The sequence below is a fragment of the Paracoccus sediminilitoris genome, from assembly GCF_003259195.1.
Lineage (GTDB): Bacteria > Pseudomonadota > Alphaproteobacteria > Rhodobacterales > Rhodobacteraceae > Paracoccus > Paracoccus sediminilitoris.
Genome location: NZ_QJPK01000029.1, coordinates 1 through 20,297 on the forward strand (window position 1 = coordinate 1; position 20,297 = coordinate 20,297).

Genomic DNA, 20,297 nt, shown 5'->3' on the forward strand with positions numbered 1-20,297 from the left:
TCTCCTCGGTTTGAAGCGGATTCTATCTCAAACCGGAGGAGAATGCGGGGCTCAGGTCAATGGCGTCGTGGATTCGGATGGCTTTTTCAGTCTAGCCAGCACCGCCGAGGTCGCCACAGAGATGGACATCAGCAAGACTTTTATTTGCGTAGCGCATGACCTGAGCTTGATCATGCATGCTTACACGCTCCGCCCGCTGAGCGAGGACGAGGCTTTTGTGATGGTGACCTCGCTACTGCCCTAGTGTCTGGACGGGCTCTTCAACGATTACACTGATTTCGGGCAGATGGTCGTTGATTCCGTTCAGCCTGTGCCGGTTCCTTTGTGAGCAGCCATGCCAATGCTGTTGATCGACTTGAACGGTTTAACTTGGATGCGCCGTCGCGAGGGCTGCGCCTGAGGTGCAGTAGAAGCGTCAGCCACATCTAGCGCCAGGCCGGAATAGTCTTCGGCTGGGTTCGCGCATATCCATCAGACTGCGCACGGCAGGCCCCATTTAACAAGCTTTGGAAAACGCTTTGGTTTTGTGCCAGCTTTTTCCAAAATCGGTCCTGCCGCATCGTTTGCCAGACACCGAAACTCAGATTTTGAGCGCCCTTTGGCGGACAAAGTTTCCCCTATGTAAAAGCAGCAATCCGCCGATCCGCCCCTGCAGCGGCTTTATTGGTTAACGAACTCTGCTAAGTGCAGCCTTCAAAACACCATGCGGACGGTATGAGGCCGTCTTCTCGTCCAAGGGACCATCATTCCATGCTTCTGCGCGATCTTCTGATAACATTGCCTAGCTTAGCCATGCCTGCTCAACCATCCATCCGACCGGAACAGACGACGATCACCAACCCCTTCCAAGTGGCGGGGCAGAACCAGACCGGGACGTCCACCCTTCGCGATTTCTATGCGCAACAGGGACTGGATGGGGATGCACCGGTCCTGTCCCTTACCCAGACCCCGGAGCCGCAACCGGAGCCCGAACCACAGCCCGAGCCCCAACCACAGCCCGAGCCCGAACCGCAGCCCGAGCCGCCCGTTGTTCTGGAACCCGGCGAGATCGAATTGTCTGCCATGGCGGGGCGTGTCACCATTTTCGAACCTGATGATCTGGACCAGATCGATAGCATCAGGATTCTATCTGGCCCCCAACATGGCCATCTGAGCGTCAACGAGAACAACAGCTTAGCCTTGGTTCTGAGTGAGGACCCAAACCAAAAGCAGGATGTGACTTTTCAGTACGAGATCACCTTTGGCAATGGCGAGACCAAGGTCGTCGATGCTGCCGTCGACGTTACGGCTGGCCTTGCGCCAAAAGGCTGGGGACAGGGTGATTTCTACATGTTGGAGCAGGCCCCGTCCGGCGAGGTTGTGGTCGAGCATGGCGATAACCATCGCAAGGTTTATGTGACTGGTGGGGATCACGGGCTGACTCGGGCCGACATCGCCGAGGCCGAAGGGCTGCAAACCAAGCAAATCACCGACGACTGGCTGCGCGAGCACGCGGAATATGGCGCCAGCGCGGACAGGGCCCTGTCGACCGATGTCGGCATGAGCCTGTGGTACACGGCCACGGACCGCCGGGAGGCGCCCAGTTCAAACTGGCTGCTGCTGGAGCGCGGCTATGAGTACGAGGACATGGGACGCTTGGTCAATCGCGGTGCCTCGGGCGAAAGCCCGCTCCACCCGCTTTACATCGGTGCCTATGGCGACGGCAACGCGCCGAAAGTTGATAGTGAACTGCTGATATACCAAAACAAGAGCAGTAATGTCGTTATCCAAAACTTGGATATTACCGGTGGCGCCACTGTCCTGACTGGTGAAAACATTCTAATTGACGGAATGACGTTTAGCCAGAATGGGTTGAATCTGAAAAGCACTGATGGGCTCACCCTCCAAAACTCCCAGATCATCGATGTGGCGCGCGAAGAATCGGTGCGCGACGGTGATACTTGGCATTCATCCAATGATCGGGTTAGCGGAGTTTATCTGGCAGGGGTCGAGGGCGGTCTCATCCGAGGCAACACATTCGACCGGAACGGATGGGCTGAGGGTTATGACTATAATATGTCAACGGAATATCCGATGCCCCCAAGCTACTTCAATCACAACCTTTATGTGCATCAAGTCAACCAAGATGTCACTGTTTCCGACAATATCTTTTTGAGAGGAGCCTCCTTCGGGGCACAGGTGAGGCCTGGCGGGTTCATTGAGGGCAATTCGTTTATCGACAACAATGCCGCTCTGAATTTCCTCGACGAGAAAAATTATACACTGCTGCTTGATAACGTGGTCACTTCGGCAGGATATAAGTCCGTTGCGGATTTTGAAGGTGCCAGGGCAATGGGCATCGACAATTCCGGGTATCTCTCATCCCTGATCGGAAATATCGTCACGCATCTTGCCGACCCTGGCAATCTTCAAGAACAACTTGAGAAAAAAGCCAATCAGAAGGCCCTTGAGAATAAGAAGGATCCTTATGTTGATGACACCATCATCTTCAACTGGGCAACCGGAGAAAAGGGGCTTGAAGATACCCAAGACAGCAATGTCGGCTATTTGGACACTGAGGTTCTGAACCGTACGACGATCCAGAACTTCGCCGCCGACTTCCTGGGAAAAAGCGACGCCACCATCAGCGATCTGGCCGATTACCTGCGCGGGCAGGCGGACGGACAGCTTGACGGCATTGTCGATGCGGCCGTGATCAACGCCTTTTTCCGTGAGGGCTTCGGCCTGTCGACCGAGCTGCGCGCCAGTGCCGACATGCTACGCTTTTCGCCCGACGATCGCGGCGAGGGCATGCGGTGGGACAACCGCCTGAACTGGAGCACGGATGATCTGCCCGGCACGCAGGCTGGCGACAGCATCGATCTGGGCGGTAATCGGGTACTGTATTCGGCCATGACCACGACGGTGGATGACTTCGTCTTTGGCGACAATGGCAGCCTGAAGGTATCCAGCGGTCGGTTGAACATCGATGGAGACGTCTCCGTGAATGACGGCGGCAACCGGTTGCAGATCGACAATGCCGGCCAGGTCTGGATCGACGGCTATCGCGACGGTGACCTGCTGAGCGTGGACATCCAGGGCGGCCGCTTTGCCAATGCCGGCGATGTCGGCGGCGCGATGCAGGTGGCTCTGGGCGATGACGGTCAGGTCATCCTGGCAAGTTCGGGCGGCAGCTTTGACCTGATTGACGGCAGCAGCCTGTCGATCGAAGGCACTCGCGCCAAGATGGGCTTTGACGGCCCAACCGACGACGCGGCGGTTCTGCGCATGACCGATGGCGCCATGCTGTCCTTCGCGGCCACGAAGGACGGGCTGGGAAGCCTGAACGAGTTCCGTTCGGGCGCTATGGGCGAGACTAACCAGGTCACCTCGGGCGTACGGCTGGATGGCACGCTGAGCATCGACCTGTCGGACTGGAAAGATGCGAAGAAGGCCGGTACCACCACGCTGATCGATGTTGACCAGCTGGTGGGCAGCTTCGACGACTTGCAGATCGACGGCCTAGGCGACCGTCAGGACGCTCTGGTGCGCATCGATTATGTCCGCGACGAGGTTTCCCTGATCCTGGGCGCCCAAGGCAAGGGCAGCGGTGATATGCGCATGATCACCAGCGGCGATGCCGCCTTTGTCGACTATACCGACGATGCCGCGCTGGAACATTTGTGGGATGCGCTTTATTCCTCTGCCAGCCCGGCGATAGACGACCCGCTGCAGTAACACCCTGCGCCGTCTCGCAAGGTTGCGCCTTGCGCAGGCGGCGCCGCCCTCCGGCTCAGCGACGGAAGGGGCAGACCTGCAGCAGCTCCTGCGCCAAGCTGCGGGTCTCGGGGACGGGCCGACACGCGGCCAGCCCGACCAGTTCGTCCAGGGGCATGTCTCCCGCGATGGCGACCGGGCCCGTGATGTCGAAGACGCCAAGCGATTCCAGATAATCGATGTATTTAATGTCATCGCCATGGGCGGAGGCCTGCGTAGCCATCCACCGGCAGGGAATTCCATAGGCATCGGCCATGATCAGGCCGTGCAGCGATGACGACAGAACATGCCGGCAGGCGGCGATATCATCGATGACCTGTTCGATATGTCCGGTCACGTCGATGACGCGGATTTCGGGACGGTCGGCGAACTGGGCACGGACCGCGTCCAAGTGCAGGTAATGAGGAATGATCCCCAACTCCGCCCGATCTTGCCGGACAGACGGGGTGTAAAACAGTGGCATCAACAGCCCTGGATCCCCGAAGACATCGGTCAGCGGATAGCCCAGTTCGGCCAGGCGGGCACGGGTACGCGGTCCGCGAACGGCCAGCACCCGTCGCGGGCGCGCGAACCGATCCGTGCAGGAGATGATGCCGCTGCCCCAGACCGTAACGCGATCGGCCACGTGGATATGGCGCAGGATGCTGCCCACGCCCGCCGTGCTTTGCGCCAGCGACCGCTGGCCGGGCCGAGGCTTGCAATGCAGGGGTAGGCTGCCTGTCATCTTGGCGAAAAGGTAGGGGCCGATCCAGTCTCCGAAATTGCGCGGCTCGTACCAGCTCCACAGCAGGTTGCGATCGTTCGACAGCCCCCCGCGTTGCAGCAGCTTTTCCCAACGCGAGGGGAAACGCATTTTGTAGACATCCAGCGATGTTGTGTCGGCGTGCATGAAGCCCTCGTAGGTGGTGGTTGTAAAAGGCGTGCAAAGGGCTTTTGGAATGAATGGCTTAAAGCTGTCCCCATCGGGATCGGCGCGACCATAGATAGCATGACGGCCACCGCAAGGCATGGTCGAAACCTGCGCGCCATATCGCGTCCAGCAGGCAAGATTTCGCCTGACCGCCCCGGTAAGGGCACGCCATCAAAGCAGGGATAATGCAAGCATGACTTGTGAAAGGGACAAGCCATATCTTGGTGAGCAGTTTCTTTTCTAAGATGACGAAAGCGAATTGGCATTTTTCCCGCAAAGTCTTATGCCCGCCTCAAGCAACTGTATCCTTCACGGGGTCGAAGGCGTCCATTTCTGACAACTTCTACACAGGGCGTTATTCGGGTTGATCAACTTCCGGGCGACCGCCGTCATGATAACCTTGTGCGTGTTCCCTGCTTTTCGCAAACGATCCGCAAAGAAGGTCATGGCTAGGTTTTGATGCGCCATAACCAAGGCAGGCTGGAACATCATTTGCCCCAGAGCACGGCAACGACCTGCCTTCCGCGCAAGGTTCCACTGTCATCCGCCTTGGGGCGTGTCCCGCGAGAGTTGTGGCCTGTGCGCTGGTAATGGCACCAAGCTCAAGCATTTCTGCGATCAGAATCGTGCTTGCAACGGGACCGATCCCGGGAGATGGAGCGCGGAAGACCAGAGGTTTCTGCCAGCACTTCGTTGCTGGATATGGCGGCCCTGATCCTGTCTTGCAGCTTCCTGATCAGCCAGGCGGGGCGTTCCTTCAGGGTCCGTATCGACGCTGTCGAACTGAGGTGCCCCCCGGAAACTGGACACTGACGTAAGCTCCGCTTTGCTGTCAGCTGATTTTTATCACGAAGGAGATCGATGATATCAAAACAAAAGCAGTACGCCCCTGAGTTTAAGACGAAGGTGGCGCTGGAGGCGCTGAAAGCCGAGGCGACGGTGTCGGAGTTGGCGAGCCGGTTCGGCGTGCATCCGACGATGATCAATCAGTGAAAACGCGCTCTGCTGGATGGCGCGTCCGGTGTTTTCGAGCGCGGCGGCCTGAAGGCACCGATGATCGACGAAGACCAAGTCAGGGACCTGCATGCCAAGATCGGGGAACTGGCGGTGGCCAACTCATTTTGGAAAGAAAGCTGAAGCCTTGGGGCGGCAAGTGAGGTGGGGCATGATCGAGCCTGACCATCCAGACTTGTCGATCGGTCAGCAGTGTACCCTGCTATCGATCCCGCGCTCATCGTTCTACTACACCCCGCAGGGTGAGGCAGGGCGGAACCTTTCGCTAATCCAGTTGATCAATGTGCAGTTCCTCGACACGCCGTTCTTCGGCGTTCGTCAGATGATGTGGCACCTGCGCAACGAGGGCCACGAGGTGAACGAGAAGCGTGTCCGTCGGCTCATGCGCCTTATGGGTCTGATGCCAATCTACCAGAAGCCCAATACCAGCCGGCCGATAAAGGGACACAAGACTTACCCCTATCTGCTGCGCGGCCTGCGTGTGGACCGGCCAAATCAGGTTTATGTATGTGGACATCACCTATCTGCCGATGCGTCGCGGGTTCCTCTACTTAGTGGCGATCATGGATTGGCATACCCGGTTGGTTCTGTCGTGGCGGATCTCCAACACGCTGGACACCGAATTCTGCGTTGAGGCACTGAACGAGACCATCTATCGGTTCGGACCGCCGGACATCATGAACAGCGATCAGGGGTCCCAGTTCACGTCGTTTGCCTGAACCGACCGCCTGCGCCAGTCCGGGATCCGCATCTCGATGGACGGCAAGGGTCGCTACTTGAACAACATCTTCATTGAACGGCTGTGGCGGACGCTGAGATACGAGTGCGTCTATCTGCATGCCTGGGAGACCGGGTCACAGGCCCGTGCGGGTGTCCGGACATGGATGGAGTTCTACAATCACCGCCGACCGCACAAGGTCCTTGGCGGCCGACCGCCGGCAGTGGTCTACTCACTGACAGTAGAAGCAACGCAACCCGATCAGCAGAGCAGATCAGAGCTTAAAAAGCGCCAGATCCTGTCCAAAGAAGGGGGAGCACCTCAGATCGCCCGTCGTTGCCAAACTTCTGATACGCACGGAGCTGGCCGGACAGATGGGTCCGCATCTCGACGATCTGGGCCCACTTAGAGTGCAAAGTTCTAAGTAATCTCAGCTTTTCTATGGGGCGAGAACAACCTGCATTGGGTCGAAAAGAAGCAAAGCAGGCAATAAATTTTGTATCAATTCGGTCGGTGTGTGCGCGTGTGCCCCGGCTTCGTGCGAATGCCCTCACCTGAAGGGAGCGGCACTTGTCGGGCGAAGACGCTTTCCGCCTCAAGCGTTTCCCAGAGCTGTCATTATTGTTCGCCGGACGACTCAAAGCTAACGACCGCATCTCGATCGCGGGTAAGTCCAAGTTAATTGAGCAAAACTCAGATGCAGAAGGGGCACGGCTTATTGGTTCCCACACAGTAGCGTAATGCAACGTTCGAAAAACGAGCGGTAAACATGTCTGAACTTTTCCGGCTTGCTGACGAGCAGATGCGCGTCTTGAAGCCTTATTCCGCAGTCCCAAGGCAAACCCCGCATCGATGACTAGCGTGTGTTGAGTAGTGTTAGCTTCGTCAATCGCAACGGTTTAAGATAACGCGAGGCGCCGGGTGCATACGGCCCGCACAAGATGCTTGATAACCGCTGGACGCGATGAAGCGACAAGGGCGTCTTTGCCCGGATGATGGCCGGTCTGGTCGCCCGCAGTTCGAGGATCAGGGTACAGTCCGAGGACTATATGCCGCGAGAACGGGCGGCATGAACAACAAGCTGCACGCCATCTGCAATAGCAAAGGTTGGCCCCTGAACCTGTTCGTCACGGCGAGTCAGCTAAGCAATGATATCGGTGCGCAAACATTGCTGGAGCAACCTGCCGGATGCCGATTGTTTCCGCGAAGCGTTAAAAGGCCAAAAGATATGCGCCTGCATCCTTGGTCGCAAGCAATGGAAGAAAACCGTCGAACACAACGAGCGCCGCTAAAAACGGCGCAACTGGAGCGAAATCATGCTCGGTAGGCTCAAGGTCTGGTGACGTGTGGCGGCCCTCCACGAGAGCGGCCCAACAGACTTCCTCTCAGCCATTGCTCTCACGGTGACCGTCATCTATTGGCGATCAGCCGTGACCCAATTTATAACCAATTGATAAAAATTGCAAACATCTAATGGTTGAACTTTCTTTTTTGTTTCAACGCGACACGGGATGTGGATTGCGTAAAATGCAATTGCTTCGAGCGTTTGGCTTTTTTGAGGTTCCCATGTTTTTTAAGCACCTGTGTCTGTTGCTGGTGGCGGGATGCGGACTGGCATCCGCATCCAATGCAGCCACCATCGTTAATATTGAGATGATTCTTCGCTATGACGGGACCTTTTATACCGATGGTTATATTCGGACCGACGCGGAAGATTACACATTCTTCGACAGCTTTTTGGCCGATGACGATCCACGGGGAGTGCCAACTTTCGATCCAGGTATGAAAGTCGGCGACCACACAACCTTCCGCGCCAGTATCGTCCTGCCGGAAAGCGAAATGATGCAGGCTCATCAATTCGACAATGGTGGTCGCACGCAGGGATGTCAGCTGAGTCACCTAACCTGTGGCACGGTGACCGAGGTCTTTCAATTGCCTGATGGCTACGTCCTGAACTGGGGAGAACTAGAAGGCGTCAGCTTCGGCATGCAGGCCGGTCAACAGTTGACCTATCTTTTCACCCCCGAATACCGAGGCAGCACGCTGGAGCTCAACTGGGGTACGATTGTCTATGCTAACCGTTTCGCCAATTTCACTATACTGGATGTGACACAACCGGCGCCGGTTCCGGTGCCGATGCCGGCCCTGCTGTTGCCCGCGGGTCTGGGCGCTTTCGCATTCCTGCGAAAGCGCCGTCGCATGATCAGCTGATCGTCAGCTGCAGCCTGCCACCGATCACGGCCGCGCCGGCCGGCAGGATGGCACCCTGGTTCACTACTGTCACCCCGGCGCCCGTCAGATCATAGGTGCCGGCGGGCAGCAGGTCGCGACCCTTGATCGCCACCTCCGACCCAGCCACCAGAACAACCTCGGCGGTGACGGTGGGCTCAACCAAGCCGTTTCCGACCATTCCCGAGCGAAAGCGCGCCAGTTGCGGCAGACTTCGAGACAAGATGCCGGCGACGGTTACAGTCTGCATCGTGTTGTAATCCCCATCGTCGGCCACATATTCGGTATAGCCTACCGTCAGCTTCTCACCAACGACAGGAAGCGCCGACAGGTCATAGAGATGCACACGGTTCAGGGAACTGCGGTGACGTTCCTCGAAACCCGACATCGAACCCGTCAGCCCACTGTCGGAGGCCAAGATCGGGCTGCCCGGATCGACCAGACGCTGCTTGTAGAGCGCATCGCCCACCTCGACCGTTGCCCCGGCACCGAACTCCAGACGCCCGCAGACCGTCAGCCTGGCCGTACCCATGCCGTCCCATCCCGTCATCACGCGCGGACCGTCCAGTAGCAGCGTGCTGCCGACCGGGACCACAGCATCAGGACCCAGCAAGGCTTGGGCGGTCCCTTCAACAGTCATGTGCAGCTTGTCAGCGGCTCCTGCCAGCACGACCCGACCGGCTTTGGCGTCGATCGCAAGCGGCGCACCGGATGCGCCCAAGATCATCTGTCCACTGGCTTGGATGCTGACTTTCGCCGCGTCCAGTACCGTGCCGACTGTCAGGCGGCCAGACGATACATCCAGCGTGCCGCCGCCGAAGGTCAGCGCCGCAATGTTGCTGGTCAGTGTGCCGAAGCGGACCATGTTCCCGGCCAGATTGACTGTGTCCGCGACATGGGTGCCCGGCAGCGTCTCGGTGATCCAGTTGCGACGGTTGTCCCACCGGAAGCCGTCCATCCGGTCGTCGGGCAGGAAGATCAGGTCGGCCGGAGCCGTCCGTTGGGGGATGGGGCGACCGAACCTGTTCTTGGTCCATCCGATCGTTTCGCGCACCGCGATCGCGATGTCGCCTTGCGCCTCGAGCCAGTCAATGAAGGCATCAATGCTGTCCCAGGGTTTGCCCGTCTTCAGGCCCGCATAGCGATGGATCGTCGTCTCTTGCAGGGTCTTGAAGTCCAGCCCTTCGACGTTCTCGTTCCTGGGCTGGGCGTTCGCGTCCTCGCGCCATTCCCAGACCTGTGTATCGTTGAAATAGAACCGCTCCGGCGAACTGTAGGGCGCCCCACCCGTCCATTCAGGCCGCTCGTAGTTGGTTCGGGCGGTGTACTCTGCTTGATCATCGGGGTTGGCGCGATGGGCGACGATGTTGCCGACCTGGGTGGTCTGGAAGCCTGTGACGTCCAAGCCTTGGTTCAATGCACCTTGGAAGCTGACGACGCGCTTATGGGCGGCACCGAAGACGACGCTGTCGGCCAAGGTGGCGAATTGGTTGATTGGGCCGACGTCCGTGCGCGAATGGATCGCCAGAGCGAGATTGTTGTCTAGCGCCAGAAGGCGTTCGTAATAGCCCCCGCAGCGGATCTGCGTCCCGCAGGATGCGTTCTGCGAAATGACGGTATCACGCAGCGTCAGGTCGCGGCAGGAGAAGGTCAGATAGAGGCCATGGTTCCGGTCCGAAGGTGGCATAGGAAAAGCCGCGCTGCGGTTATAGTCATAGCCTTTTGCCCATCCGCACATGTCCACGATGACGCCCGACATCATCAGATGTTTGGCGCTGCCGCCAAAGGCCCCGCTTATGCGGTCCTGGCTGCCGTCCCAATAGGTCCGGACCGGGTTGCCCCCCGGCGTCAGCTTGGCGACATTGCGCAGAATGGTGTCCTTCCAGGTCACCATGTAGAGATCGCGGAACTGGCTCTCCTTGTCTCCAGAGATGCGGCAACCCTCCGCGATCACGCCATAGCCATGGCGAGGATGGAAGATCGGAAACTCCAGATCGCGGATCGCCATGTAGCGCGGTCCCAGGCCGATCCATTCAAAGCCGCTTGAAAAAAACGGCCGCGGACCCGATCCCCAGGCTCCGAACAGCATGGGGTGCAGCTCATCCTCACCACGAATATAGCCGGGCCAATGATTACCCCGGGAATAGGTGTAGCCTCGCTCGAATAGGAACCAGTCCGAACGGCTGTCCTTGCCCTCGCCATAAAGCGCCGCGAACAGGGTCTCGAAGACGCTCATCGCGACGGCCTTTTCCGGACTGCCACCATAGACTGGCCGGGCAAGCAGCCAAGAGGCCGTGACTGTGCTGGTCGCCACACCCGCCTCTGCGGCGATCATCGCCACGGTCAGCGCGCTCGGCGCCCCCGAGACATAGATCTTGCGATGGCGCTGTCCGGGCTCGAAGATGAACCGGCCATCCAGACCTGTCGGCAGCCAATAATGAACGCCGCTGGCAAAGCCCCGCTTCTGCTGACGGGGTTCGACGGTCAGCTGGGCCTCACTGCCGTCGCGCATGCGCGCGCTATAGGTCCCCCCATCCGTGTGGCTTAGTAGGTTCAGACCGGCCTTTCCATCGGCGCGGGGCGTAACCTCCAGCCCCTCGACCGAGTCCAAATCAGCCAGCGCGTTCATCCTCCCGGCAGACGCCGTCAGCATCCGAACCCGGGGTGGCATGCCCCATTCGCGGACTGTGAACGTACGGTCCTTGTGCATCAAAGTGAAGGCCGCGCCCGCCAGCATTGGGCTATGAAAATGCATGGTCATCAGAGCACCTCCTTGACCCGGGTCGCCGACAAGATCCGGCTAGCCAGGGGGGTTGCCCCCATGATGAAAATGTAATGCATGGCAACGCGTCCGGCGGTTGGCGTGAAGACATCGCGCCGGCTCAGCTGGGTCTGCCCTGCCGCCTTGGAGATGTCGAAAACGGCAACGTTCAGGGCGTTGTTGGCCCCGGTGGCATCGGACAGCCGACCGACGATCCGCGTCGCATCGCCAAAAGCGATCTCGGTCTCCAGTTCATAGGTCTTGCCCGGCTCGACACCGAAATAGGCACGCGGGTTCGAGGTCGTGCCGACCTGCGTCTGCACGATCAGGTCGCCATTGGCATCCGTGGTGATCAAGCTTTCACCTACGCCATTGGTCGGGCCTGCCTTGAAGACAGGACGGTGCCAGGTGGTGGGATTGATGGCCTGGACCTCGATGAAATTGCTGACCGCCATGCGCGTTCCTGACGGATCGGTCGCCGTCTCGTGATAGATCATGTGTGATGTGCCCTGGGCGATGCCGACAACATAAGTCGTTCCTGTCTCACCCGTGGCCGCATCGTTGCGCCGCCATTCACCAAGGCAGGTCATCTGCTCGGACTGGCTGACCCAAAGGCCCGGCGTGGCGGTCAGGGTCGCCCCTTCAACGGCCGGACCGCTGATCGCGGGGGGCACGACGCAGACCGGACCTAGGGCCAGCTGCACGCTATCGACGACATGGGTACCCGCATAGGCCTCGGGCTCGGTGAGGGTGAAGGTCACCGTCCCGGACGTCGCAGTCAGATTGTCCAGAACAACCCGCTGATCGGACATGACCATCCATTCCCGCTCAGGCTCAGGCTCAGGCTCAGGCTCAGGATCAGGATCAGGCTGATTGGTCTCGGTTATTGGCCAAGTCACGACCTCGCTGGAGATCATGGTCTGGATCGCGGCCTGCCACGCGGTCTCGCCGTGAAGAATGGAAAAACCTTCAAGATCGACCAAGAAGGCCAGATCAAGGCCTGACTGACCCTCCAGGACCTCCCCATCGGCCAGCCACCGCCGCTGGATGGCCAGAGCCCCGAGCGTGGGATCGTATGCCCACAGCCCCGGCTTGGCCCGTAGTGGTGCACCGCTGGTAGCCTGTGAAAGGGCCGGCGGGACCAGGCAGATAGGTCCACGGGCCAAGGCTGCGGGATCGATGGCATAGCTTCCCGCATACTCTGCCAATGTGACGGTCAGAATGTCCTTGTCACGGGTTGCGGGAATATCGGCATTGTCGACTGACAGCGAAATCGGGACCTGGGGCGCAGGTTTCTGTGGCAACGCGCGCCCAAGGCGTGACCTCATGGCCACACCAAGGGACAGCATCATGCCAGAGAGACGATCTGTTCGGCGGTGGTGCCCGTGGCCAGAATGCGTTGGGCACGAATCGGGAAGGGGGCCCCAGGAACGATGAAAACCCGGCCGGTCGTACCAGCGATCGTGGTCAGATTGACAAAGCCCTCCGTGCCGACGGCGATGGCGCGGCTGGCCATCGGCAGGTCCGCATCGTCATCGGGCACAACTGATTCTAGGCGCATCGCCGGGCTTTCAAGTCCGGGAAGATGGTGCTGGAAGCGATCATCCATGGGGCAAGCTCCTTGACTGGCCGCTGCCTCCGCAGGAGCGGCCTGTGGTATGGGGAGCACCAAATGTGGGTCAAACCAGCTTAATGGACCTTTAACCTAGCGTACGCAGGGTCCGTGCGGGGGCGCGCAACAGAGCCGCATGCCCCCGGACCGTCATCCAAAATACATACGCCACAAGCGCTTGCCGCCATACAGTATCGCCAAGCAGAACAGCCCCACCGCGATCAGCAGCGCAACACCACTGCCCAGACCCAGATCGACCATCAGGTCGCGTCCGGGAATCACGAGGCCATGGAACACGTAAATCGGCAGGGCCAGACCGCCGGTGACCAGCAACACCTGCATGGGTAGGCGCAGCGCAGCCGACAGATTGTCCCAGGACAGCAGTAGGCGCAGGAACAGGCCGATGCCGCAGGCCGCGAAAGCTACATAAAAGATCAGCCCCGGCAGCGAGGTGAAGACCGCGCTGTCGCGGTTGTCGAAGACGTGGATGCCCTGCGCCTCGATCAGCGCCATCACCACCAGCACGGCGCAGAGCCCGCCGCCCAGCATCAGAATGCGGGCCGCGGCGGCGCTGTCGCGCTGCCCCGCCAGCCAGACCCCGACCGCCATCCCTGCCGAGGCCACCGCCGTCATCTTGAAGACGTTGTAGCCGCCCACCAGCATCAGCCGCGGCCATTCCAGGACCGACTGCATCTGGGCCGAGGGCAGCAAGGGCGGCAGGATCTGCCACAGCACCCACAGGACAGGCAGTCCCGCCAGTAGCCAGGGGATGGGCCGCGCCAGCCGCGCCAAGGGCGGCAGCCACCAACGCGCAGTGCCCAGCATCAGCGCGTAATATCCCAGCACCCCATAAAAGGCATGCGCGATCTCCAACCCGGTAACGGGGTCGCCTCGCACCACCAGATTGGCCAGCCGGATCACCGCCAGCAGCGTCATGCCCAGCAGGACCAGCCGGAAGGCACTGCCCATGCGGCGCAGGACGGATACGGACTTGGTCGCGTAATCGGGCAGCATGAAATAGCCGATGCCAATGCCAAACACTGCCGCAAAACCGGGCGTGCCCATGCGATAGAGGAAAGACAACGCCGTCTCGGCCGGCTGCGCCACCCCCAGCCTGCCGAAGAAGCCCGGCCCCCAATGCGACAGGATCACGGACAGCGCCATGATCGCCCGCATCATGGTAATTGACCAGCTGCGCCGGGCCGCATCAGGTAGGGCTGCGGGTGCTGCGGCGCGGGGCTCTGCATCCTCAAGAAGGGCCGCGACCTCGCGCAGGCTGCGCCCTTCCATCGTGGCGCGGACGGCGGCGCGCGGCAGGCCCGCGCCCTCCATGACCAGCCCGATCTGCACCGAGCTGAGCGAGTCGCCACCCAGATCGTAAAAGCTCGCCTCGGGCGCAAAGCGGACCGCGCCTACAACCTGCGCCCAGATATCCGCGATGCGCGCTTCCGAGGCATCCAGATCGGTGGGGGCGGGATCGGCCGCACCCAACATCAGGCCAGGGGCAGTATCGTCACCCTGCCACAGCTCAGGCAGGCGGCGGCGCTGCACCTTGTCGGTGGCGGTCCGGGGCAGCCGGTCCAGCTGCAACACCTTCAGCGCTGCACCGGCCCCCTGCCCCACCTGCACGCCGCGTCGACCCAGAACCAGACGGGCCGCCTCCTCGATAAGCCGTGCCTGATCCTTGTGGCCCGCCTCGATCGCCAGCAGCACCGCCTCGCCGCGCATGGCATCGGCCAAGGGCGCCACGGCAAAGCCCTCGCCCGCGGCGGGCAGCAGGGCGCGGATCTCGGCCTCGATCGCCTCGGCGCCCAGCTTGACCCCGGCCACGTTTATCTGGTCGTCCAGCCGGCCCAGATAATGCAGGAAACCCTCGCGGATCTCTCCCCGGTCGCGGGTGATTAGCCAGCCCTGGTCATCCGCCAATGGCACCAGCGCGCCATCTTCGCCCAGAAGGCCCGGCGCCACATGAGGGCCGCGAATGGCGATAGCGCCCTCCTCGGTGATGCGGATCTCGACCTGGCCATAGCCGGTGCCGACCGAGCCCAACTGATCCTTGGGCGCGGCCGAGACATCCAGGAACGTGCTGCGCGACGCCTCGGTCAGGCCGTAATGCTGGATGATCCGGGCGCGCGGGAACAGGGTGCGCATGGCCTCCTTATCCTCGGCGGACATAAACTGGCTGCCGATCTCAATCCAGCGCACCTTGCCGCCCGCCGCGCCGATCACTTGGGGGTTTGCCAGGATCAGGCGCCACAGGCTGGGAACGGCAGAGATCGCGTTGATCTCATCGCGCTCCAGCATCTCGCGGATCTGGGTGGGATCAAACCGTTCGGGCAGAAAGAAGGCGCCGCCCGCCGCGGCCACCGCACGCGCCCGGCCCAAGCCAAAGGAATAGGTGACTGGCACGCCGATATATTCGCGGATCTCTTCGGTGACTTGCATCGCGTCGTTCAGCCGCGCGACCACGTCCGCGAGGTTGCGATGGCTGATCACGATGGCCTTGGGACGCCCTTCGGTCCCCGAGCTGAAGGTGATCTGTGCCGGCCTGTCCGACAGGTCGGGCCGATGGCTCATCCGCGCCCAGCCCAGCTTGGCGGGCCCTTCGGGCAATTTGGCGGGCTGGACGTTGAGGCCCCGCCCCTCCAGCGCCTGCGGGTCGCGCATGATCGCAAAGACCCGGCCCTCGGCCCAGCAGGCGAAGACGTGGTCCAGAAAAGTCAGGCTATTCTCTGCGGACAGAGCCAGAATGGGGGATGTGATGGAGGGCATGGGGTCTCTGCTGTGAATGCGCAGCCGCACTGTGCCCCGGCAAGGCGATGGGCTTCAATACCGCAATGTCGTCCTGCCCGCAGTTGGGGCTCAGGTCACCAGTGAAACCATGGCCTTGACCAGGTCGCGTGCGCTGTTGAACATCGTGGCCATCTGCATCAGCATCAGGAAGATCAGCGGATAGGCATATTGGGGATAGTTCTCGATGATCCAGTCCGCCTGCGCGCGGCGCAAGAGGGCCGCCAGGCCCGGCAGCAGGATCAGGCTGATCCCCCCGCCCACGAGGGCGCCGGCAAGGATGTCGGTCGGGTAATGGAAAAGCATATAGACCCGCGCAAAGCCGATCACGATCAGCGCGTGCAGCGCCATCAGCATCCCGACCGAGCGGTTGATCATCCAGAAGCCGACGACCAGGCTGGCGTAAAAGACCGCATGATCGCTTGGAAAAGAGGACCAACCGTCCAGCGCGGCGCGCGTGACCGAGATCGGCAACTGAAGGTCCAGACCCTCGGCGTGCAGCGGCCGGAGCCGATAGGGAAGCAGTATCGCCAAAACGCGACCCGCAAATATCGAGATGACCGAGACGACCATCAGCGCCAGAAGCCTAGACCGGCTAAAGGACCTGTCCTGACCCGGCAGGAACCATAGATAGAAAAAGGCCATCGCGAGGGGGGCGCCCTTGATGACCGCATTGCCCTGCACCAGGGCCATGAACCAATCGAACACCGAGGATTTCGCGGCGAAGGAATTCGTCCAGGCCATGACGGTGGCATCAAATTGATTCATGACGCTGTCCCGAATTGATTGCGGGATACTGCTATGTCACATTCCCGTTACAATCAAGGCGGTATGCCACGTCAGGGTTGCGGCGGACGATGCATTGCGGCCTGCCGCGCCTCGATTTCAGCGACGGCGCGGGATTTGCCAACCTTCAGAGCGCGGCGCTGATAATCGCGGATGAAGCGGCGTAGCTCGGCATCTTCATGCTGCTTATCGCCGCGCAACAGCGCTCCCAGATATCCTTGAATGGTCGCAAGACCGCCCAGGATATAGGGCGGATGCGCCATACGATAGAGCCCGGTCGCGATGAAATAGGCCGGGTCCGACCCCATGTAATATTGTCCGAAACCATGCCTGCGCCGGCCGGTGAAGACACTTTTCTGGCTAGAGCCCATCGGCCGCAGATGTTCGAACCGCAATTCCTCATCATTCCAGCTGACCACGACCCAGCCCATCTGGCGCGCCTTGTGGCAATCGATCGCATCCCACATGACCTCACGCACGAAGCCGCCGATCTGTTCGAAGCAGGTGCGGCGATAGAATTTGGTCATGCCGACGGACATCTCGTCGCCGCATTTCTCCGAGATCCAGCTTCCCGAGGCAGAGCGGAACCAAGGCTTGCCCGAACAGCTGCCGATGCGAGGATTGTCCTCCATTCGCTCCATCAAGATCTCGAAATAGCGGGGCGGCAGATCCAGATCCAAGTCCAGCTTGCACAGATAGGGATAGTCGGCCAACTCGACCTGATCCAATCCATGGTAAAATGCCTCAATAACGCCGGGACCAACGGCCCGGTGGCCCCGGTCAGGTTTGGATACGACCTGGATGATCGGATAGCGGGCAGCGTAATCGGCCAGGATTTGCGACGTCCCGTCGGTCGAGCCGTCGTCGACGATCACCCATCGGGCGGGCGGTACGCTTTGGCCCAGGACGCTGTCCAGCGTCCGGCGCATGTAGTCCGCCTCGTTCCTGCAAGGAGAGACAAGAAGATAATCGCGAGACGCGGAAGGCTCAGAGGACATGGAGACCGTTTCATACAGGGAGGGTTGAGATTGGACATTGCGCCCTGACGCTCCGAATCGCAAGGCAGGGCGATACGCTTCCTTTTTCCGGTCTCATTTGCGCCCAAAGACAGAGGGCGGAGGGGGTGCGGACTTAGTTCAGTCACTAGAAAAGTGCAGCCCTCTATATAAAACAATTATAGGTTGAATTCATTAACCATTTATTCCGGAAATTTCATCGATTTGGGTTAACTTTTTTTAAAATATCGCTTTTACGCCTTGTTGCGGCATAGGCAAAAAGCTAAAATTTTATTGGAATTCGGCGTGGGCCGATTACGAGTAAAAGGTGTAACATGACTGCTTTGAAGACCCTCCTTGCCAGTGCCGCCTTGGTTGCCTCCGCCGCGGGCGCCAACGCAGCAACCTATTTTGCCGACACGATTGAAGATGTCAGCTACGGCGAATGCACATCAACGGTTCGCGCCTGCACCGATGAAGACCGCCAGAACTCGGCCAATGCTGTCGACGGCGATAGCAGCACGTTCTATGCTCTAGGTCTGGGCGGCTCTCTGCTGGTCAGCTTCTCGCAGATCGTGGGCGACATCATGCCGGGCGCCATCTCGGTCTTCGAGGTCACTTTCAACCGTATGGTCGGCCATGACGAGGCCGCTGATGTTTTCGCGGTCGATGGTGACGGCAACGAAAGCCTGCTGGGCCGCATCACCAACGCCGTTGGCGGCAATTCGGTGGTGGCCAACATGCCTTTCCGGCAGCTGCGTCTGGTCGACGTAACCAAGTCCGAGTTCCCGAACACCACCTCGTTCGACGGCTATGATGTCGCGCAGATCTCGGTTGCTCCGGTTCCGCTGCCGGCCGCAGGCCTGATGCTTCTGGGTGGTCTGGGTGGTCTGGCTGCTCTGCGCCGCCGCAAGAAAGTCGCCTGAGACGGTTGACATTGCAAGACGGGGCCCGCCGCTTGGCGGGCCTTCTTTTTTGCCGATGCCCTGCCGCGGCACATGTCTTGAACAGCAAAAATTGAAACAGATTCCTGCATCTGCGGTCAACAAGACCGTTAAAATGCGTTATGGGGTTCTGAAAAGAACGGCCCATTCTCAGGGTCAGTGCAAAGGGTGATCGGGCCATGGCCTCCAGCGAAGACAGTTCCTTCTTTCGGGATCAGGCCTCGATCAACGGGTTCGGCCTGTTCTGGCTGGCGGTCGCGACGATCACGGCGGGATGGTTCTTCATTGATGGGCTGGATGCGCTGCTTCTGGCTTGGCAAACCCCGGAATACAGTCACGGTCCCCTGATCCCGGTCCTGTCGGCCATCATGTTCCTGCGCGAGATGAAGCAGTATCCGCCGCAGCATGGCGTGGTGCCAAACCGCTGGCCCGGACTGGTCGTCATCGGCACGGCCTTCCTGATCGGCGCCCTGGGCAAGCTGGCGCGGATCGACGACATCGTGGCCTATGCCACGATCATCTGGGTCGCGGGCATGGTCCTGGTGTCCTTCGGCTGGTCGCGGGGACGCAAGTTCTGGCCCTCAGTCCTGCATCTGGTCTACATGCTGCCGCTGCCCGCGACGATCTACTACAAGGTGTCGATTTGGCTGCAGATGGTGTCCTCCGAAATCGGAGTCGGCATCCTCAAGATCCTGTCGGTCCCGGTCTTCCTGGAAGGAAACATCATCGATCTGGGCGTGATGCGCCTGCATGTGGCCGAAGCCTGTTCGGGCCTGCGCTACCTTTTCCCGATCATGTCCTTCTCCTATGTCTTCGCGGTGCTCTATCGCGGGCCGAACTGGCACAAGGCAGTCCTGCTGCTGGCCGCGGTTCCCATCACGGTGCTGATGAACTCGGTCCGTATCGCGGTCGCGGGGATCATCGCCAACATCTATGGAGTGGAGTGGTTGGAGGGCTTCACCCATTTCTTCGAGGGCTGGGTGGTCTTCATCATCTGTATCCTAATGCTGTTCGGCTTGGCGCGGCTGATGCTGCTGCTGCATCCGGACCGGCCGGGGCTGGCCGATGCGCTGGATCTGGACATGTCGGGCATGATGACCCAGTTGAATGGGCTGCGCGCGGTGCAGGCCACGCGGGCGTTGGTTGTGGCAGCGTTGATGGGCGTGGCGGCCCTAGGCGTCTGGCAGATTGCCCATCCCGAACAGGGCGGCCCTGTGGCGCGAACCAGCTTTGCTCTCTTTCCACGGGAATTCGGGGCATGGCAGCAATACGGCCCGGAGGAACGGCTGACCGTCGATGTGGAACGCACGCTTGGTGCCGACGACTATCGCCAAGCGACTTTTGTTCGCAATAACGACACGCCGGCCGTCGGGTTCTTCAGCGCCTTCTATCATGACCAGACCCGGGGCGGCGTTCACTCCCCTGAAATCTGCCTGCCCTCCGCAGGCTGGGAAATCGCCAAGCTGGACCGCATTGACATCGCCAAGAATCTGGGAGTCGAGGGGACGTTCCCACTGAACCGCGCCATCATCCAGCGCGGCGAGTCCCGGATGATGGTCTATTACTGGTTCCAGCAAGGCGAGCGTCGGGTGGCGTGGGACATCGCGGCCAAATTCAATCTGCTGCTGGACGGCATCCGCCGCGGTCAGACCGATGGCGGCATCGTCCGCCTGACCACGCCCATGGCGCGCGGTGAATCCGAAGAGCAGGCCGAGGCCCGCCTGATGGAGATGACGCGCAACGTCGTGGGCGTCCTGCCCCGCTTCATCCCCGAAAGCTGAG

At 60.3% G+C, this 20,297-nt stretch carries 12 protein-coding genes and 2 pseudogenes; 7 read left to right on the forward strand and 7 right to left on the reverse strand.

Features of this window, described 5'->3' with window-relative positions; all coding sequences use genetic code 11:
• The coding region (locus tag DKT70_RS18445; protein ID WP_233490618.1) for a hypothetical protein at nucleotides 1-244 on the forward strand (244 nt) is incomplete at its 5' end.
• A gap of 506 nt (nucleotides 245-750) precedes the next feature.
• Entirely contained in the window at nucleotides 751-3,717 is a 2,967-nt protein-coding gene (locus DKT70_RS15685; RefSeq protein ID WP_158530089.1) for a right-handed parallel beta-helix repeat-containing protein, read from the forward strand.
• 55 nt (nucleotides 3,718-3,772) lie between these two features.
• On the opposite strand, the gene DKT70_RS15690 is transcribed toward DKT70_RS15685, so the two are convergent.
• Nucleotides 3,773-4,645 carry a polysaccharide pyruvyl transferase family protein gene (locus DKT70_RS15690; RefSeq protein ID WP_233490619.1) on the reverse strand — a complete coding sequence of 291 codons (873 nt, stop codon included), beginning with the start codon at nucleotides 4,643-4,645 and terminating at the stop codon, nucleotides 3,773-3,775.
• 882 nt (nucleotides 4,646-5,527) lie between these two features.
• On the opposite strand from DKT70_RS15690, the pseudogene DKT70_RS18450 reads away from it, so the two are divergent.
• From DKT70_RS18450 to DKT70_RS15720, 3 genes and pseudogenes are all read left to right on the forward strand, one after another.
• Nucleotides 5,528-6,642: pseudogene (locus DKT70_RS18450) on the forward strand (IS3 family transposase); the annotation flags it as partial.
• A gap of 525 nt (nucleotides 6,643-7,167) precedes the next feature.
• Nucleotides 7,168-7,852 (forward strand): annotated as a pseudogene (locus tag DKT70_RS15715) (transposase).
• A gap of 19 nt (nucleotides 7,853-7,871) precedes the next feature.
• The gene (locus DKT70_RS15720; protein WP_146612657.1) at nucleotides 7,872-8,609 is read left to right on the forward strand and encodes a hypothetical protein; all 738 of its coding nucleotides are present in this window, start codon (nucleotides 7,872-7,874) and stop codon (nucleotides 8,607-8,609) included.
• On the opposite strand, the gene DKT70_RS15725 is transcribed toward DKT70_RS15720, so the two are convergent.
• The 6 genes from DKT70_RS15725 to DKT70_RS15750 form a co-directional block, all read right to left on the reverse strand.
• A complete protein-coding gene (locus DKT70_RS15725; protein ID WP_111560031.1) occupies nucleotides 8,602-11,388 on the reverse strand; it encodes a hypothetical protein in 2,787 nt (928 codons plus the stop codon). The genes DKT70_RS15720 and DKT70_RS15725 overlap by 8 nt on opposite strands.
• Nucleotides 11,388-12,692 (reverse strand): hypothetical protein, encoded by a 1,305-nt coding sequence (locus DKT70_RS15730; RefSeq protein ID WP_111560032.1) that lies wholly within the window; start codon nucleotides 12,690-12,692, stop codon nucleotides 11,388-11,390. The genes DKT70_RS15725 and DKT70_RS15730 overlap by 1 nt, the downstream gene beginning before the upstream one ends.
• Before the next feature lie 44 nt (nucleotides 12,693-12,736).
• Nucleotides 12,737-12,997, reverse strand: a complete 261-nt coding sequence (locus DKT70_RS15735) for a spike base protein, RCAP_Rcc01079 family (RefSeq protein ID WP_111560033.1) — start codon at nucleotides 12,995-12,997, stop codon at nucleotides 12,737-12,739.
• A 153-nt stretch (nucleotides 12,998-13,150) separates the two neighbouring features.
• Nucleotides 13,151-15,772: an AMP-binding protein gene (locus tag DKT70_RS15740; RefSeq protein ID WP_111560034.1), complete on the reverse strand. Its 2,622-nt coding sequence runs from the start codon at nucleotides 15,770-15,772 to the stop codon at nucleotides 13,151-13,153.
• Nucleotides 15,773-15,862: 90 nt separating this feature from the next.
• On the reverse strand, nucleotides 15,863-16,558 hold the full coding sequence (locus DKT70_RS15745; RefSeq protein WP_111560035.1) for a phosphatase PAP2 family protein: 696 nt from the start codon (nucleotides 16,556-16,558) through the stop codon (nucleotides 15,863-15,865).
• 71 nt (nucleotides 16,559-16,629) lie between these two features.
• Complete coding sequence (locus tag DKT70_RS15750) at nucleotides 16,630-17,574, reverse strand: glycosyltransferase (RefSeq protein ID WP_111560036.1); 945 nt, start codon at nucleotides 17,572-17,574, stop codon at nucleotides 16,630-16,632.
• A 332-nt stretch (nucleotides 17,575-17,906) separates the two neighbouring features.
• On the opposite strand from DKT70_RS15750, the gene DKT70_RS15755 reads away from it, so the two are divergent.
• Both DKT70_RS15755 and xrtD read left to right on the forward strand, forming a co-directional pair.
• Nucleotides 17,907-18,497 (forward strand): VPLPA-CTERM sorting domain-containing protein, encoded by a 591-nt coding sequence (locus DKT70_RS15755; RefSeq protein WP_111560037.1) that lies wholly within the window; start codon nucleotides 17,907-17,909, stop codon nucleotides 18,495-18,497.
• A 197-nt stretch (nucleotides 18,498-18,694) separates the two neighbouring features.
• On the forward strand, nucleotides 18,695-20,296 hold the full coding sequence (xrtD, locus tag DKT70_RS15760) for a VPLPA-CTERM-specific exosortase XrtD (RefSeq protein ID WP_111560038.1): 1,602 nt from the start codon (nucleotides 18,695-18,697) through the stop codon (nucleotides 20,294-20,296).
• Nucleotide 20,297 lies beyond the last annotated feature (1 nt).